General features: G+C 63.4%; 15 protein-coding genes. 5 read left to right on the forward strand and 10 right to left on the reverse strand.

The features are described from left to right. Positions 1-9: 9 nt before the first annotated feature. The 9 genes from trbJ to BW992_RS01860 form a co-directional block, all read right to left on the reverse strand. Complete coding sequence (trbJ, locus tag BW992_RS01820) at positions 10-747, reverse strand: P-type conjugative transfer protein TrbJ (RefSeq protein ID WP_076405404.1); 738 nt, start codon at positions 745-747, stop codon at positions 10-12. Beyond that, entirely contained in the window at positions 744-3,194 is a 2,451-nt protein-coding gene (gene trbE, locus BW992_RS01825; RefSeq protein WP_076405406.1) for a conjugal transfer protein TrbE, read from the reverse strand. Before trbE ends, trbJ begins: the two co-directional genes overlap by 4 nt. A 12-nt stretch (positions 3,195-3,206) precedes the next feature. Next, positions 3,207-3,479: a VirB3 family type IV secretion system protein gene (locus BW992_RS01830; RefSeq protein WP_076405408.1), complete on the reverse strand. Its 273-nt coding sequence runs from the start codon at positions 3,477-3,479 to the stop codon at positions 3,207-3,209. Beyond that, on the reverse strand, positions 3,476-3,868 hold the full coding sequence (locus tag BW992_RS01835; RefSeq protein WP_023113027.1) for a TrbC/VirB2 family protein: 393 nt from the start codon (positions 3,866-3,868) through the stop codon (positions 3,476-3,478). The genes BW992_RS01830 and BW992_RS01835 overlap by 4 nt, the downstream gene beginning before the upstream one ends. Then, positions 3,865-4,932 carry a P-type conjugative transfer ATPase TrbB gene (gene trbB / locus BW992_RS01840; RefSeq protein ID WP_076405410.1) on the reverse strand — a complete coding sequence of 356 codons (1,068 nt, stop codon included), beginning with the start codon at positions 4,930-4,932 and terminating at the stop codon, positions 3,865-3,867. The genes BW992_RS01835 and trbB overlap by 4 nt, the downstream gene beginning before the upstream one ends. Beyond that, the gene (locus tag BW992_RS01845) at positions 4,929-5,393 is read right to left on the reverse strand and encodes a ribbon-helix-helix protein, CopG family (protein WP_076405411.1); all 465 of its coding nucleotides are present in this window, start codon (positions 5,391-5,393) and stop codon (positions 4,929-4,931) included. The genes trbB and BW992_RS01845 overlap by 4 nt, the downstream gene beginning before the upstream one ends. Continuing rightward, a complete protein-coding gene (locus tag BW992_RS01850) occupies positions 5,390-7,405 on the reverse strand; it encodes a conjugal transfer protein TraG (protein WP_076405412.1) in 2,016 nt (671 codons plus the stop codon). The genes BW992_RS01845 and BW992_RS01850 overlap by 4 nt, the downstream gene beginning before the upstream one ends. Positions 7,406-7,646: 241 nt before the next feature. Beyond that, on the reverse strand, positions 7,647-7,904 hold the full coding sequence (locus BW992_RS01855; RefSeq protein ID WP_076405414.1) for an EexN family lipoprotein: 258 nt from the start codon (positions 7,902-7,904) through the stop codon (positions 7,647-7,649). Further along, entirely contained in the window at positions 7,901-8,845 is a 945-nt protein-coding gene (locus BW992_RS01860; protein ID WP_076405416.1) for a LysR family transcriptional regulator, read from the reverse strand. Before BW992_RS01860 ends, BW992_RS01855 begins: the two co-directional genes overlap by 4 nt. A 134-nt stretch (positions 8,846-8,979) precedes the next feature. On the opposite strand from BW992_RS01860, the gene BW992_RS01865 reads away from it, so the two are divergent. The 5 genes from BW992_RS01865 to BW992_RS01885 all read left to right on the forward strand — a co-directional run bounded on the left by BW992_RS01865 (position 8,980) and on the right by BW992_RS01885 (position 14,209). After that, positions 8,980-9,654 carry a TetR/AcrR family transcriptional regulator gene (locus BW992_RS01865; RefSeq protein ID WP_076405418.1) on the forward strand — a complete coding sequence of 225 codons (675 nt, stop codon included), beginning with the start codon at positions 8,980-8,982 and terminating at the stop codon, positions 9,652-9,654. Positions 9,655-9,786: 132 nt separating this feature from the next. Beyond that, positions 9,787-11,031 carry an alpha/beta hydrolase family protein gene (locus BW992_RS01870; RefSeq protein ID WP_231991097.1) on the forward strand — a complete coding sequence of 415 codons (1,245 nt, stop codon included), beginning with the start codon at positions 9,787-9,789 and terminating at the stop codon, positions 11,029-11,031. Between the two features lie 54 nt (positions 11,032-11,085). Beyond that, positions 11,086-11,955, forward strand: a complete 870-nt coding sequence (locus BW992_RS01875) for an aldo/keto reductase (RefSeq protein ID WP_076405420.1) — start codon at positions 11,086-11,088, stop codon at positions 11,953-11,955. Beyond that, positions 11,939-13,246: an alpha/beta hydrolase gene (locus BW992_RS01880; RefSeq protein WP_083714522.1), complete on the forward strand. Its 1,308-nt coding sequence runs from the start codon at positions 11,939-11,941 to the stop codon at positions 13,244-13,246. The genes BW992_RS01875 and BW992_RS01880 overlap by 17 nt, the downstream gene beginning before the upstream one ends. Before the next feature lie 33 nt (positions 13,247-13,279). Further along, the gene (locus tag BW992_RS01885) at positions 13,280-14,209 is read left to right on the forward strand and encodes an NAD(P)-dependent alcohol dehydrogenase (protein WP_076405422.1); all 930 of its coding nucleotides are present in this window, start codon (positions 13,280-13,282) and stop codon (positions 14,207-14,209) included. Positions 14,210-14,423: 214 nt separating this feature from the next. On the opposite strand, the gene BW992_RS01890 is transcribed toward BW992_RS01885, so the two are convergent. Further along, positions 14,424-15,443 carry a metal-dependent hydrolase gene (locus BW992_RS01890; RefSeq protein WP_076405424.1) on the reverse strand — a complete coding sequence of 340 codons (1,020 nt, stop codon included), beginning with the start codon at positions 15,441-15,443 and terminating at the stop codon, positions 14,424-14,426. Between the last annotated feature and the right edge of the window lie 16 nt (positions 15,444-15,459).

The raw sequence follows: 15,459 nt of genomic DNA on the forward strand, positions 1-15,459 counted from the left end.
CGCCTCCCGTCAGTTGTTGTAGAAGTTGACGGACTGCGGCGTGTACGGCGTGCCGGTGCCGAGGAAGCGCCGCCGCACTTCGCGGGCGCGTTCGGTGGCCGCCGCCTGCCGCGCCAGTTCCAGCGAGGCCGCGCGGTCTTGCGTGATCTGGAGCTGCTGGGCCTGGATGGACTGCTTGGCCTGCAAGGCGAGAAGCTGGTTCGTCGCCTGCATGGCCTGCAAGGCACCCGCCGCCGATTGGCTCTGGTTCACGAGGTCGGCCAGCGCGCTTTCGTCCTGCGCCAGGTTCTGCGACACCTGCGCCTGCATCCGCATCGCGGTGTGCAGGCCGTTCAGGGTGTTCTTCCAGCGTTCCTGCGCATCGCGCAGCATCTGGTCGCCGCTGACGGTGGCGGCGTAATGCTCGGGGTACAGGCGCGAGAAGGTGGCATCCATGCTCTGCACGTCATAGGCCAGCCCTTGCGCCTCGGCGATCAGGCGTTCGGTCGTGGCGAGCGTCGAGCGCAGGCGGTTGACGATGTTGAAGTCGAGATTCGCCAGGTTGCGCGCCTGGTTCATCAACATCTGCGCTTCGTTTTGAAGCTGGTTGATCTGGTTGTTGATCTGCTCCAGCGTGCGAACGGCGGTCAGCGTGTTCTGCACGAAGTTGGACGGGTCGAACACCGTCAGCGCCGATGCGGGCTGCACGGCCAGCAGCGACACCGACAGCGCGGCGGCCAGCGTTACGGAAAGCACACGGGTCTTCATGGCAGGTTCTCCTGTCGTGGTTGGGAAAGGAAAGAAGCCGCCGCTGGCGAGGACGGCAGCAGGTCGGCGGCCCAATCGAGGCCGCGATGGCGCAGCCACGCGCCGGCGAAGCCGGGAGCGCCGGCCTGCATCAGCACCCGCTCTATGTCGCGTTGGTCTTGCGGTGTGGATGCGCCCGCGAAGGCAAGCGCAGCCGGCCCCAGGTCGAGGTCGAACAGGCGATTGCCCAGGCGCGATTGGTAGTAGTAATCGCGCTTGGGCTGCGCGGTGGCGACGATCTCGATTTGCCGGCTGTTGAGGCCGAAGCCCTCGTAGATCGTGCGAATCTGCGGCTCGGTCGCCTGCGGGTTAGGGAGAAAGATCCTGCTCGCGCAGCTTTCGATGATCGCGGGCGCGATGGTCGAATCCTTGATGTCCGTAAGGCTCTGCGTGGCGAAGATCACCGACACGTTTTTCTTGCGCAGCGTCTTGAGCCATTGCCGGATGCGCGCCGCGAAGGATGGTTCATCGAGGAACAACCACGCTTCATCGAGGATCAGCAGCGTGGGCGCACCGTCGAAACGCGCATCGAAGCGGGAGAACAGGTAACGCAGCACCGCTTGCACGGCGGCGGGGCTGTGCATCAGTTCTTCCATCTCGAAGCCCTGCACGTCGCCGCTGCCGAGCCGGTCGCGGTCGGCATCCAGCAGCTTGCCGTGCGCGCCGCCCAGTACATACGGCGACAACGCCTGCCGTAGGGCGTTCGATTGCAGCAGCACCGAAAGCCCGGTCATCGTGCGCTGTTCCACCGGCGCACCGGCAAGGCTTCCCAGCGCCGACCAGATAGCGGCTTTCTCGTCGGGGCCGACGGTCACGCCTTCGTGCAGCAAGCGGCCTTCGATCCATTCGGCCGCCCAGGTGCGGTAGCCTTCGCCGTCGATGCGCGCGAGTGGCTGGAAGGCGATGCCGCCGTCCGCGCCCAGGTCGTAGTGTTCGCCCCCCAGGCCCAGCACCGTCGCTCGCATGGATCGCCCCATGTCGAAGGCGAAGATGCGCGAGCCGCCATAGCGGCGGAACTGCAAGGCCAGCATCGCAAGCAGAACGGACTTGCCCATGCCGGTCGGGCCGGCGACCAGCGTGTGGCCGACGTCGCCGATGTGCGTCACCAGCCGGAACGGCGTCGCGCCATCGGTGCGCGTGACGATCAGCGGCGGGCCGTCCAGATGCTTGTTGCGCTCGGGGCCGGCCCACACCGCCGACACCGGCATCATGTGCGCCAGGTTCAGCGTTGAGACGATGGGCTGGCGCACGTTGGCGTAGGCGTTGCCCGGCACCGATGACAGCCACGCATCGACTGCATTCAAGGTTTCGGGAATGGTCACGAAGCCCCGGCCCTGAATCACGCGCTCCACCATGCGCAGCTTCTCGTCGGCCACGGCCGGGTCGGCATCGAGCACTGTCACCGTGGCGGTGAGGTAGCCGAAGGCGACTTGATCGCTGCCCAGCTCCTGCAAGGCGGCGTCCGCGTCGGCCGCCTTGTTGCTGGCATCCGTGTCCACCAAGGGCGATTCCTGCTGAAAGATCGTTTCGCGCAGCAGCGCGGTGACGTTCTTGCGCTTGGCAAACCATTGGCGGCGCAGGCGGCCCAGCTCCTTTTCCGCCTCGGCTTTGTCAAGGCAGAGGAACCGGGTTGACCAGCGATAGGCAAAGCCCAGGCGGTTGAGGTCGTCCAGCAGGCCCGGCCAGGTCGAGGTCGGGAAGCCCCGCACCGACACCACGCGCAGGTGTTGGTCGCCCAGCATGGGCGCCAGACCACCGACCAGCGCGGAATCGGCCAGCAGCGCGTCGAGGTGGAAAGGCACTTCGGGCACGCCTACGCGGTAGCGCCGCGTGGACACCGTGGCGTGCAGGTAGGTCAGCGTCTGCGCGTCATCGAGCCAGGCGATTTCCGGCATCACGCCATCGAGCAGGTCGAACACGCGATCGGTTTCCGCCACGAAGGCATCGAGCCGACCGCGCCAGTCCACGCCATCGCCCGGCGCGTGCTCGTAGAGCAGCTTGGCCGCACGGGCGCGGGATTCTTCCGGCGGCAGGTAGGCCAGCGTCAGGTGATAGGCGCTCTCGAAGTGGTGGCCCGATTCCTCGAAGGCGGCGCGGCGTTCCTCGTCCACCAGCCACGACAACGGCTCGGGAAATTCCGAGTGCGGGTAGTCCGCCGCCGGCCGGCGCTCGGCTTCCACGAACAGCGCCCAGCCCGAACCCAGCCGGCGCAGTGCGTTGTTCAGCCGCGCGGTGGTGGCGATCAGCTCGCCCTGCGTGGCGCTGTCCAGATCCGGCCCACGAAAGCGCGCCGTTCGCTGGAAAGCTCCATCCTTGTTCAGCACCACGCCAGGCGCGACCAGCCCGGCCCAGGGCAGCCAGTCGGCCAGCAAGGCGGGCCGCTGGCGGTATTCGGCAAGGTTCAGCATGGCGACATCTCCCTACACGTCCAGCAGCGGCTTGTGCTTGATGTGCCGGGCGAAGACCTGCATGAACTGCGGATCGACACGCGCGCCCCACACGGCTAGCGAGTGACCGACGATCCAGAGCACGACACCAGGAATCCAGAGTTGCAGGCCCAGCCCGACGGCGGCGGCCAGCGTGCCGTTGGCAATCGCCACGGTGCGCGGCGCACCGCCCATGAGGATCGGTTCGGTGAGCGAGCGATGCAGCGGCACCTCGAAGCCGGCCGCGAAGCTATCCGCGCCGCTCATACGACGGCCCCGCCGGAGAAGCTGAAGAACGACAGGAAGAAGCTCGAAGCCGCGAACGCGATGGACAGACCGAACACGATCTGGATCAGCTTGCGGAAGCCGCCCGACGTGTCGCCGAAGGCCAGCGCCAGGCCCGTGGCGATGATGATGATGACCGCGACGATGCGCGCCACCGGCCCCTGGATCGACTCCAGAATGGATTGCAGCGGGCCTTCCCACGGCATCGAAGAACCGGCGGCCTGCGCCGTACCGGCCAGGAACAGCAGCAGCGCGGCCAGCAGCAGCCCTTGCCCCGCCGGGCGGGCCAGGCTGCGCAGCCGCGCAAGGCTGGACAGGTGGGAAAGCGGATTTACGGAAAAGCGGAAAGCGTGAGCGTGCATCTGCGTCATGGCAGTTCTCCAGGTTGGTCAAGGGACGGGGAAGGCGCAGCGGTATCCGCTGCGAGAGGAACCGGCATCAGCTCGGGAAACGGTGTTTCCTGCGCGTCCGCCAGGCGGTAGCCCACACCGTCGAAGCCGACGACGCGGGCGATGCTTTCGACGCGGCGCTTGCGGCCGCGTCCGGCGATGTGGATCACCACGTTGACCGCCTCGGCGATCAGCGCACGCGGCGGGTTCACCGCGACTTCGAGAATCAATTGCTCCAGGCGCAGCAGCGCACCCAGCGCGGAACCGGCATGGATCGTGGCGATGCCGCCCGGATGGCCGGTGCCCCACACCTTCACCAAGTCCAGGGCTTCGCCGCCGCGCACTTCGCCGACGATCACGCGGTCGGGGCGTAGGCGCATCGTGGCGCGCACCAGTTCGGTCATGGACACGACGCCCGCGCGGGTGCGCAGCGGCACATGGTCACGGGCTGCGCATTGCAGCTCGATGGTGTCTTCGAGCACCAGTACGCGGTCGCCCGTGGCGGCGATCTCGGCCAGCAGCGCGTTCGCCAGCGTGGTCTTGCCGCTGCTGGTCGCCCCGGCGATCAGGATGTTCTGGCGCTCGCGCACGGCGCGGCGCAGGAACTTCGCCTGCCCGGTGGTCAGGATGCCGTCGGCGACGTAGCGATCCAGGCCGATGATGCTCACGGCGCGCTTGCGCAGCGCGAAGGCCGGCCCCGGCGCGGCCGGCGGCAGAATGCCCTCGAAGCGTTCGCCGGTTTCGGGCAACTCGGCGGTCAGCAGCGGCCGTCCGCGATGCACTTCCGCGCCGACGTGCGCGGCCACCAGGCGGATGATGCGTTCGCCATCGTCTTCGGACAGTTCCACGCCCAGCGGCGTGCGGCCCGTTGAGAGCCGATCCACCCAAAGGGTGCGATCGGGGTTGAGCATGATTTCCACCACGTCGGGGTCGGCCAGCGCGCTGGCGATGACCGGCCCCATTGCCGTGCGCAGCATCTGGATGCGGCGATCCAGCGAAGCCGCGGTGGATGAGCGTTCGGGCGGGGTCTGCGGAACGGCGCTCATGAGGCACGCTCCTGCGCTTCGGCCAGCGCCGCCGCGTCATCCATTCGCACCGGGTCGGGGTGCAGTTCCTCCACCACGTCGCGCACCAGGCTGCGGCCGCGCAGCAGGTGGCGGCCCAACTGTTCAACGAATTGCTCGAAGCGTGCCCGGCCCTGGGCGCGCGCCGCGTCCTGATGGGCCTCGGGAACCGGCGTGCTGACGGTCAGGAAGTAGCGGATGAACAGCGCCAGCGTTTCGATCTGGATGTTCTGGTCGCGCTCCATGCGCTCGACCTGGCGCGACAGGCGATCGAGCCGCTTGGCGATGGCCGCCTCGCGCTGGTCGCCTGCATCGGGCGACAACCACGATGCGAGCGCCGCCGCGACGATGGACGACTTGGACACGCCTTTCTTGGCGGCCAGTTCTTCGAGGCGCTTGGCGTGCTCGGGCTGGATGAACAGATTGAGGCGGTATTGGCTCATAGGTCGATTCCGTCGTTGGGGTCGAGGGAAGCCAGCCGGGCCGTGCGCTGCATGGCCGGGTCGAGCTGGCCGGGGAGAGATGCAAAACCAGGCAGCGGCAGGTCGTCGTCGTCATCGAGCAGCGCCAGGTCGTTGCCTGCGGGCTGTGGCTCGGGGCTGTATTCGGCGACTTCGGATAGCTCCGGCTGACGGCGCGGCCCGCCGTCATCGGCGATGCCGCCCAAGCCATCGGCGGCGGCACTGGTGGCCATGGCGGGGACAGTGGGGATCGCCAGCCCGCTCCAGTCGTCGGAGCGAACTGGCGGCACGTCGGCATAGCGCCCGGCGGGGAGCGCGGGCGGCGGCAGCACGCGACGCTTGAAATTCGCGTCGGCGTAGTAGCGCAGCTTCTTGGCTTTGATCGGTGCCACGCTGGACACCATCACCACGGCTTCGTCGGTCGGAAGCTGCATCACTTCACCGGGCGTCAGCAGCGGGCGGGCCGTCTCCTGCCGCGACACCATCAGGTGCCCTAGCCACGGAGCCAATCTGTGCCCGGCATAGTTGCGCTGGGCGCGCAGTTCGGTGGCGGTGCCCAGCGTTTCCGAAACCCGTTTGGCCGTGCGTTCGTCGTTGGTGGAAAACGTCACGCGGACGTGGCAGTTGTCGAGGATGGAATGGTTCTGCCCGTACGCCTTGTCGATCTGGTTCAGGCTCTGGGCGATGAGGAAGGCGCGAATTCCATAGCCCGCCATGAAGGCGAGCGCCGTCTCGAAGAAGTCCAGGCGGCCCAGGGCCGGGAACTCGTCGAGCATCAGCAGCAGCTTGTGGCGGCGCTCAATGCCATCGCTGCCATCGAGCGATTCGGTGAGCCGCCGACCGATCTGGTTGAGGATCAGGCGAATGAGCGGCTTCGTCCGCGATATGTCCGAGGGCGGCACGACCAGATACAGCGAGACAGGATGCTCGGATGCGATCAGGTCGGCGATGCGCCAGTCGCAGCGCGAGGTGACTTCGGCCACCGTGGGGTCACGGTACAGGCCGAGGAACGACATGGCGGTGCTCAACACGCCCGAGCGTTCGTTGTCCGACTTGTTGAGCACTTCGCGCGCAGCGGACGCGACAACCGGGTGCGGTGCATCGCCCAGGTGCTTCGTCGTCATCATCCGGAGCAAGGTCAGCTCGAACGGGCTGGCCGGGTCGGACAAGAAATTGGCGACGCCGCGCAGCGTCTTGTCTTCACCCGCGTAGAGCACATGCAGGATAGCCCCGACCAGCAGCGCGTGCGAAGTCTTCTCCCAATGGTTGCGCTTCTCCAGGGCACCTTCGGGGTCAACCAGAATGTCCGCGATGTTCTGCACGTCGCGCACCTCATGCGCGCCGCGCCGCACTTCGAGCAACGGGTTGTAGGCCGCTGACTTCGCATCGGTCGGGTTGAACAGCAGGCAGTGCGAGAAGCGCGAGCGCCAGCCCGCGGTGATCTGCCAGTTCTCGCCCTTGATGTCGTGGATGACGGCGGACGCGGGCCAGCTCAACAAGGTGGGCACCACCAAGCCGACGCCTTTGCCCGAGCGTGTGGGCGCGAAGGTCAGGACGTGTTCCGGGCCTTCGTGGCGCAGGTACTCGTTGCGGTACTTGCCGAGGAACACGCCGGCTGGCTGCGTCAGCCCGGCCTTGCGAATGTCATCCGCTTCGGCCCAGCGCGCCGAGCCGTAGGTCGTGACCAGGCGTGATTGCCGCGAGCGCCACACCGACATGGCGATGGCCACCACCAGGGCCAGCAGGCCGCTGCCTCCCGCGATGGCCCCGCCGATGTCGAAGACCTGAGGCGCGTAGGCATCAAAGAAGAACCACCACTCGAACAGCCGCCAGGGGTGATAGACCGGCGTGCCGAAGAAATCAAACCACGGCGAGCCAAGGCGTAGTTGATAGCCCAGGGTGGCGGCTGTCCATTGCGTTGCACTCCATACGCCGGCGATCACGATGCCGAAAACGGCGGCGATCTGCCCAAACAGCACGCCCTGAGCTTGCATTGACTGGCCTCCGATTTCCCCTGCGCTGATACCTCGTCCGAAAGCGGCACAAGGACGTGCCGCATAGCGCGAGGATCAGTGCCGGGTCGGTGCCGGTCAAAGACTGTTATCGAAAGCTAGATGATGAAAAAAGCATCGTTTCAGGCTGCAAACAACCCAATAGAAACGCCGCAGGCGCGAGCACGCTGCGGCGTGTTGGCAAAGAGAAACCGGGTTTCTTGCGAAGGGCTGGCGATCAGAACTACTGCGGCGTCTCCGATGGTGTGTAGGGCGTCTTCCCATCGCCGTAGAACCGTTTGCGCGTAGCTTCGGCCACGCGGTTGCAGAGCTCGTCACCCAGCTTAGCCCGATCGGTCTTGCATTGCTGGCGCAGCTCCTTCAACCGCGCCGGATCGGCGGCCAGCTCGTCCACGGTCGGCACGTTGGCCTGCGTCGGCGTCTCCGATTGACCGCAGGCCGTGAGCGCCGCGATCACCAGCAATGGGGCAATTCGCTTCATAGCTTGATTTCCTCCTGGGGATCAGGTTCAGGCGGTGGGACGGGCCTGGTCCCCTTGGGCAATTCGATTGCCTGCACCCGTTCGACGAATCGGGTCAACATTTCGGAGTCTTCCCCTTCGCGCCGCAAAAGGTAGGTGGTCAGTATGGGGGAGCGCCCGGCCAAGGGCCGGGCCACCACGCCGCATTCCCGACTCGCGACGATATGCGATACGCCGGCTAGACCCAAGGCGAAGCCAGCAGAAACCACCACCATCATCAGCTCGAACGAAGTGACACGCTCGACGATTAGCGGGTCGCGGTCTGATCGACGCAGCATGCGTTCTACCTGGCGAGCATGCCCCTCGCACGCCTGCGGATCGCAGAGCACCAGCGGGAACTGCAGCAATTCTTCCAATGGGATTCGCTTGTGCTTGAGTAGGTGATGCCGTGCTGGCACAGCCACCATCAGCGGATCGCTCCATACGGCTTCGGCCGTTATGCCGTCACCTACTTCGTCGGATTGAGCAAACCCTACGTCATACAGATCGTCTTGCAGCCCTTTGAGTTGTTGGGACAGCGAGACCTGGAACAGACGAATATCGATTTCCGGCTCGTCCTCCCGGCACGTTGCCAGCAAGTTCGAGAGACGCGACGAAGTGATGCCGTCGGAAACCGCGATTCTCAACTGACCTTGGAAGCCATTGGAAGCCGCTTGCACACTCTCGCGTGCTTGCTTTAAGGCAGTGAACACCCGCGGCACATGCTCAAGAAACAGCTTGCCCGCCCTTGTCAAGCGGGTGCTTCGACTGGAGCGAATAAACAACTGCGCCCCCAGATCCTCCTCCAGCTCCTTAATGGTGCGAGAAAGGGGCGATTGTTCAATGTGCAACCTTTCCGCTGCACGCGCGAAGTGAAGCTCTTCCGCAACCGCGAGAAAGCAACGCAGGTGACGAAGTTCCATGCCGTAGTCCTTGCTTTGGTTATCCCGTCCTCATGGGGGCTGGTGCTTCCTTCCGGCTAACGCAGATGAAGTTGGCACGCCATATTTTGTACTGTATAGTACGGTACATAACATTGCAGCCAAGGACAACTTAGGTGGTTAACGATCAGCGCACCTCACCGACAAAGCATCGAACAGCCAAAGGCGCCCAGCGCGTACAAGACTTGATCTCCGTAGCTGCGGAGCTGTTCTTGGAACGCGGCTTTGAAGGCGTAGCTGTTGATGACTTGATCGCACGCGTCGGTGGCTCACGGAGCAACATCTACAGCCACTTTGGCGGCAAGGAAGGACTGTTCCAGGAATCGATGACGGCCATGTGCGCCGAGGTAGCCAAGCCGCTGGAGCAATTGAACATTGGGCAGACGGAACCAAGCGCTGTGCTTCCGCTGCTCGCTCAGCAACTGCTGAGATCAGCGCTTTCGCCGCGCACCCTGGCGTTGCATCGCCTCCTCGTCAACGAAGGAAGGCGCTTTCCAGACGTAGCCCGAGCGATGTGGGATGTGAGCTATGGCAAGGCCATCCGCATCCTCTCGCAATGGATTGAGGGACAGCAGCGGCTTGAGCGCGGCTTGTCCAGCGCCGTGCCAGCGCAAGTACTTGCCGAGCAGTTCATCAGCTTGGTGGCAGCCCATGCCAAGTTGCTCTCCGCGTCAGGGCTGCGTTCTGAGCCTCTATCCGAAAGCGAAATTGACGACATCGTGAGCTATGCCGTTCGGACCTTTCTCTACGGCGCCTCCAGCCAACCGAACGAAAAGGGAAAGGAGAAGTGAAAAAAGCAATCACTGGGGCTGTCTCCCAGCCTTCCTGCCTGCGCCACCCGAGCACCTACATGAAATTGAATCCCGGGCGGCCAAGTCAAAACCAGCGCATTTATCGCTTACGCGAAACGAGGTAATCAAATCATGACAGATCACCAAAAGAATCCCGATTCGAACAACGGTCGTGCAGGAAGTGCCGGTACGGCGGCTACTGCAATTACCTCAAAGCACTGGGCACAACCGAGCTTCTTCAACGACAACGTGCTGCTCGATGCGCTGCTCAAGCACATCCTGGGCCTGATGCCGTATGGCATGACCGACTTCGGCGAGGTCATGGACGTGGTGCACCAACTCAAGGGCAGCGACGAAGAGGCCTGGGTCAGTGCCTGGTCCGCACTGGCGAGCCGGTTGCAAGACCGGGCCGAAGAGGCGGACAGAAAAGGCAGGCGCGTCACTGCGGCCAGCGCCTACCTGCGCGCTTCGACGTACTGGCGTTGCGCGCTGCTGTACTTCAGTGACTTCGAGGACAAGCGTATGAAGGAGTACGCAGTCGCCAGCGCATCGTGCTACGAGCGCTACATCTCGATGTCGGGCTATCCAGCCGAACGCATCGAGATTCCTTACGAAGGCAGCTTCCTCCCGGGGTACTTCTACAGGTCCCCCCATGCTGGCGAAAAAGCCCCGCTGCTCATCGTCACACCGGGCCGGGATACCTGGGCCGAGGACACCCGCTGGGTTTGCGCAGGCGCGCTTCAACGGGGAATCCACTGCCTTACCTACGATGGTCCAGGCCAGGGCTTCGCGCTTCGTCTGAACAACCTGACTTTCCGCCCCGACTGGGAGAAGGTTGTGAGCCCGCTGATCGACTTCGCGCTGGAAAAGTTCTCCGAGATCGATGCATCCAAGATCTCACTGATGGGCTTGAGCTTCGGCGGCTATCTGGCGCCTCGCGTGGCAGCGTTCGACAAACGCATCAAGCTCTGCATCACCGATCCGGGCAACATCAGCTGGGGACGTCAGATCATCGCGCAGCTGGAGCGTTTTGCCGACCAGCCAATGGATCAACTTCCCGAACAGATGCGCAACTTGGTTCGCGACTACGCCTGGAAGCACGGTGTGCCGAACACGATCAAGGATGTGGTGCAAGCCCTCCAGGCTTACGACAACTCGGCCATCCTGGACCAGGTGACCTGCGAAACGCTCGTTCTGGACGGCACTGGCGAGGTCTTCCACGGCGCCAAGCCGTTCTACGACGCCTTGCAGTGCCCCAAAGAATACCTGCTGTTTGATGAGTCCTCGACGGCGCAGTCGCATTGCCAGATCGGAGGCTACGCCACGGCCACCGAATACATCTTCGACCGGGTTGCCGAACGGCTTGGGTGCGCCTGATCCGCTCGCTTCTCTCAACCTTGCGACCTGCTCAATTTCTCCCAGGAGTATGCAATGAACACCACCGCTTCCAATCCCCTTGAATTCCGTCTTGGGGGAGACCTCTCCATCAACCGGCTCGGCTTTGGCGCCATGCGCCTGCCTTGCAATGGTTTCCGCGGTCCGGCTCGCGATCCGGAGACCGGCCGCGCGGTACTGCGCCGCGCCGTGGAACTTGGCGTCAACCTGATCGACACAGCCGATTTCTACCAAAGCACAGATGGTGCAGTAAAAGCCAATGCGCTCATCCGCGAAGCCCTGCATCCCTACCCTTCCAACTTGGTGATCGCGACCAAGGTTGGTGTCGTTTTCAACTCAGATGGCAGCCACCGACCCGCCACCGGGGCGGAAATGCGCAGGCTCGTCGAGGAGAACCTGGCAAGTCTGGGGATCAATCGTCTCGACCTGGTGTACCTGCGCATCGGCGAGATGACGGTGCCACATGGCGAGTCGCTGGCCGAGCGCTTCGAGGCGCTGGCCGCATTGCGCGAAGAGGGACTGATTCGCCATCTCGGCATCAGCAATGTCGATATCGGCCACTTCGACGAGGCCCGAGCCATCGCCCCCCTCGTGGCCGTGCAGAACAACTTTCACATCGCCAAGCGCGAGGATCGGAGCCTGCTGCAGGCGTGCGAAGAAGCCGGCATCGCCTTCTGTCCGTTCTTCCCCCTTGGCGGCGGTATGGGCGAGATCGACGATGGGCGGCTTACCCGTGTGGCGAAGCGGCATGGCGCTACGCCTACCCAGATCGCCCTTGCCTGGTTGCTGGCGTCTTCGCCGGTCATGCTGGCAATCCCTGGCACAGGGTCGGTCCAGCATCTTGAAGAGAACGTCGCCGCCGGCGGCATCCGGCTCACTGACGAAGATCATGCCGAACTCGCTTGAATCAGTTCGAGGGACGATCTTGGGCCGTGCGATGCGCTGTTGTGTTCTGATCGCAGTAGCCTTGGTTGCAGTCGGCCTATCGGCCGGCTGCGCCACGGTGCGATTCAGCGACCCGCCTGCTGAATCAGTGAGCTTCGATGAATATCGACGCGACACGATCCAACATATCCAGGCTGGCCGCAGCTTCCAACTTGCCGATCACGATGCCGAACTGGCTTGGAATACGCCGCAGGAGTGGCGACCCGCGTCGTCGGACAACGGCAGCCGTCCCAGCAAGGGGATTCTGCTCGTGCATGGCTTGGGTGACTCACCATGGTCGTTCCAGGACCTAGGCCAGCCGCTGGCAGATCAAGGATTTCTCGTCCGAACGGTGCTTCTTCCCGGGCACGGAACGCGCCCGGAGGATCTGCTGAAAACGACAGCGGAGCAATGGCGGCAGGTTGTGTGGGACCAGGCCAAAGCATTGCAGCAGGATGTCGAGGGCCCGGTGTACTTGGGCGGCTTTTCCACCGGCGCCAATCTGGTTCTTGACTACGCCTATTCGCATCCCGAGGTCGCAGGGCTGGTGCTGTTCTCGCCGGGATTCAAGAGCATGCCCTTCGATTGGCTGGCTCCCTTGGCGGCCCGTATCCGGCCCTGGCTCATCACGCCGGATGGAACGAGGTCGATGCAGAACGCCGTCAAGTATTTCAACGTGCCCGCCAATGGATTTGCGCAGTTCTATAGAACCAGCGCCAATGCGCGTCGGCTGTTGCGAGAGCAGACCTATGACAAGCCGGTCTTCATGGTCGTCGCCGAGCACGATTCCGTGCTGGACACCGACTATCTACTCCAAGTTTTCCAGGAGCGCTTCACGCATCCCAACAGCCGCATGATCTGGTATGGGGCTGAACCGAAGGGCCTGGTGGATCGGCGGCGCGTCTTGGTTCGTCCGGACCGCTTGCCCGAATGGCGCATCAGCCAGTTCTCCCACATGGGCCTGACGTTTTCGATGGACAACCCTGTGTATGGCGAGGGCGGAAGCATGCGCATCTGCCTGAACGGCTTTAGTGCAGAAGACACCCAGGCCTGCGAGAAAGGTGTGCCGGTCTGGTATTCGGACTGGGGTTATCGCGAGGAAGGCAAAGTCCACGCGCGACTGACTTTCAATCCGTATCTGGATTGGCAGACCTCGGTCATGACAGCGGTGCTGCAAGGGTCACCATCTGGCGGGACAGCAGCTGCAGACAGATCAACGATTGATGGCGTTGAGAACGCATTGCCCCATCAATACAGCCTAAATCGGCATTGAGATTTCTACCAAACATACTTGGACGATCCACCTATGAAGAGAGTGCAATTCGGCCGCTACGGTGGCCCTGAAGAAATGTCGTTTGGCGAGTACGAGCTGCCACCGCTTGAGCCGCAGAGGGTTCGCGTTCGCGTCAAAGCCGCAGCGATCAACCCGCTGGACTGGAAGCTGCGGCGCGGCGTCATGAAGTTCGTCACTGGACGGAAATTTCCGCAAGGCATGGGTTCGGATTTCGCAGGCGTGGTGGAAGCCGTCGGCGCCCAGGTCAAGGGAATTCAAGTGGGAGATGAAGTGTTCGGTACTGCCGAGATCAAAAGGCAAGGCGCATTCGCCGAGATCATTGATGCCAGCGCTGAACTGGTCGTGCGAAAGCCCGCCACGCTTTCGTTCAGCGAGGCGGCATGCCTCCCCATTCCGGCCGCGACAGCTTGGGCGGCTATCGTTGGCGTTGCCCGGGCCAGCAGCGGTTCGAGGATCTTCATTCATGGTTGCAGCGGTGCGGTAGGCAGCAGCGCGGTCCAACTCGCGCTGGCCCGCGGGGCGCATGTCTCTGGTGCCTGCGGCGCCAGCTCGCTGGCCAACGTGAAATCTGCCGGCGTCAATCCAGTATTTACATACTCGGACAGGGCTTCATTCGCATCCGATGGCCTGTACGACGCAGTGTTCGACACGCTCGGCACGCTGCCTGTCGCCGATGGGCTCACGCTGCTGAAACCGCGGGGCCGCTTCATTGACATCAATCCGACGCCGGGCAGGATGCTGCGAGGTTTGGTGTCTGGACGCTACAAGATGACGTTCTCGACGGGCGGCTTCAAGAACCTGGAAGACATCGCCAAGTTGGCCGGAGATGGAAAGCTGCGCTCCTCAATTGGCCTGGAAGCACCGTTCTCCGACGCATTGTCGGTGATTAAAGATGCGGAACTCGGACGACGCGTCGCCGGCCGCATCGTGCTGCTCATGTAGTCGCTCGTGGACAAGCACCACCAGCGAACGGCGATTCTCTGGTGGTGCTGACTCATTTTTCAACTGGAAAACTCGCGGCGAATTGGCGGCATGTCGTGAGTCACGTTCTCCCCCCATTTGGGCATACAAGCTCGGCGATAGCAGCTATCGCCCCTATTCAGTCGGCGCCATACCATCGCTCATAGGGATAACGGCAGAAGAGAGGCGGTAGTCGTCAACGCTCCTCGCATGGAGCATTGCATGGATCGACTACGTCAGCCTTGCCACCGTGCTTCGCCAACTCCGCTGGTAGCGTGGTCGTTACCGAGAACATCCCGCTGTCCGGGCGGTCTCCAAATCGGGCATCTCCAAGCGTCACAACTGTGCTTTTATCGCTTCCCCTGATCGTTGCGAAAGGAAAGCGCGACCAATAGAGGAAATCGGCCGCTCCACTACTCCGTTCGGCCGCCAGTGAAACGGCCGGTTCGTCCATGTGCGACTCAACGAGTTTCCGATCCAATGAAGCGTGGGGAGCGGAAAGCCAGCTGTATTCGCCAAACCCGTAGTGGCTTTGCGTTTGAACGACAACACGCCGCTTGAACGGGTCAGCGAACACGGGGCTCGCCAGCACCTGCTGAGGCTTGCCAAGACCAGATTCCTCGAATTGCTGAGCTACGCGCTTCTCGGCCATCCGCCCGCTTGCAGCCATGGCTCCACTGTAGAGCACCGTCACCAACAGGGCAGCCACCGCTGGACGCGAGATCCTGCCCCTATCGGAGCGCTCGCGGCGCCGGGACAGCCAGATTCCTGCCCCGAGCACGAGCCAGATCCATGGATCGACGATGAAGAGCGCATCACCGTAGAACCATCGTTCCGAGAACGGCATCAGAAGGCGAATGCCCCAGTTGTTCATCAGGTCGAGCAACGGATGCGACAGCGCGCCAACGTAGCTGAGTAGCAAGAGCTGGCCTGGCAGGACGGCTGGGCGCCCAACAGGCCTTGACCCTCTTCGCATCTGCCATCTGTCGAACCACAGCAACGCAAGCGTTAGCAGGGCTGGCAGCACGAGCAGCCCGATCGGACCATGCGTCCACCCGCGCCTGCACGAAAGCGCCTCGCCGAAAGCGATACACAGGACATCCACATCTGACAGATTCGCACCGATCATCAATGCCGGCATAGCGAGCGCTGTGCGGCGCTTGAGGCCGGCCTGCCCCAAAGCGGCTCCTACCAACGTGTGAGTCAGGTTGTCCATGACAAGAAGCTCACGG

It is taken from the genome of Pseudomonas sp. 7SR1 (assembly GCF_900156465.1).
Taxonomy (GTDB): Bacteria; Pseudomonadota; Gammaproteobacteria; order Pseudomonadales; family Pseudomonadaceae; genus Aquipseudomonas.

Excerpts from the sequence above, each read along its gene's own strand:
- trbJ (WP_076405404.1), bottom strand. The coding sequence starts at position 747 with ATGAAGACCCGTGTGCTTTCCGTAACGCTGGCCGCCGCGCTGTCGGTG.
- trbE (WP_076405406.1), bottom strand. The coding sequence starts at position 3,194 with ATGCTGAACCTTGCCGAATACCGCCAGCGGCCCGCCTTGCTGGCCGAC.
- BW992_RS01830 (WP_076405408.1), bottom strand. The coding sequence starts at position 3,479 with ATGAGCGGCGCGGATAGCTTCGCGGCCGGCTTCGAGGTGCCGCTGCAT.
- BW992_RS01835 (WP_023113027.1), bottom strand. The coding sequence starts at position 3,868 with ATGACGCAGATGCACGCTCACGCTTTCCGCTTTTCCGTAAATCCGCTT.
- trbB (WP_076405410.1), bottom strand. The coding sequence starts at position 4,932 with ATGAGCGCCGTTCCGCAGACCCCGCCCGAACGCTCATCCACCGCGGCT.
- BW992_RS01845 (WP_076405411.1), bottom strand. The coding sequence starts at position 5,393 with ATGAGCCAATACCGCCTCAATCTGTTCATCCAGCCCGAGCACGCCAAG.
- BW992_RS01850 (WP_076405412.1), bottom strand. The coding sequence starts at position 7,405 with ATGCAAGCTCAGGGCGTGCTGTTTGGGCAGATCGCCGCCGTTTTCGGC.
- BW992_RS01855 (WP_076405414.1), bottom strand. The coding sequence starts at position 7,904 with ATGAAGCGAATTGCCCCATTGCTGGTGATCGCGGCGCTCACGGCCTGC.
- BW992_RS01860 (WP_076405416.1), bottom strand. The coding sequence starts at position 8,845 with ATGGAACTTCGTCACCTGCGTTGCTTTCTCGCGGTTGCGGAAGAGCTT.
- BW992_RS01870 (WP_231991097.1), top strand. The coding sequence starts at position 9,787 with ATGACAGATCACCAAAAGAATCCCGATTCGAACAACGGTCGTGCAGGA.
- BW992_RS01875 (WP_076405420.1), top strand. The coding sequence starts at position 11,086 with ATGAACACCACCGCTTCCAATCCCCTTGAATTCCGTCTTGGGGGAGAC.
- BW992_RS01880 (WP_083714522.1), top strand. The coding sequence starts at position 11,939 with ATGCCGAACTCGCTTGAATCAGTTCGAGGGACGATCTTGGGCCGTGCG.
- BW992_RS01885 (WP_076405422.1), top strand. The coding sequence starts at position 13,280 with ATGAAGAGAGTGCAATTCGGCCGCTACGGTGGCCCTGAAGAAATGTCG.
- BW992_RS01890 (WP_076405424.1), bottom strand. The coding sequence starts at position 15,443 with ATGGACAACCTGACTCACACGTTGGTAGGAGCCGCTTTGGGGCAGGCC.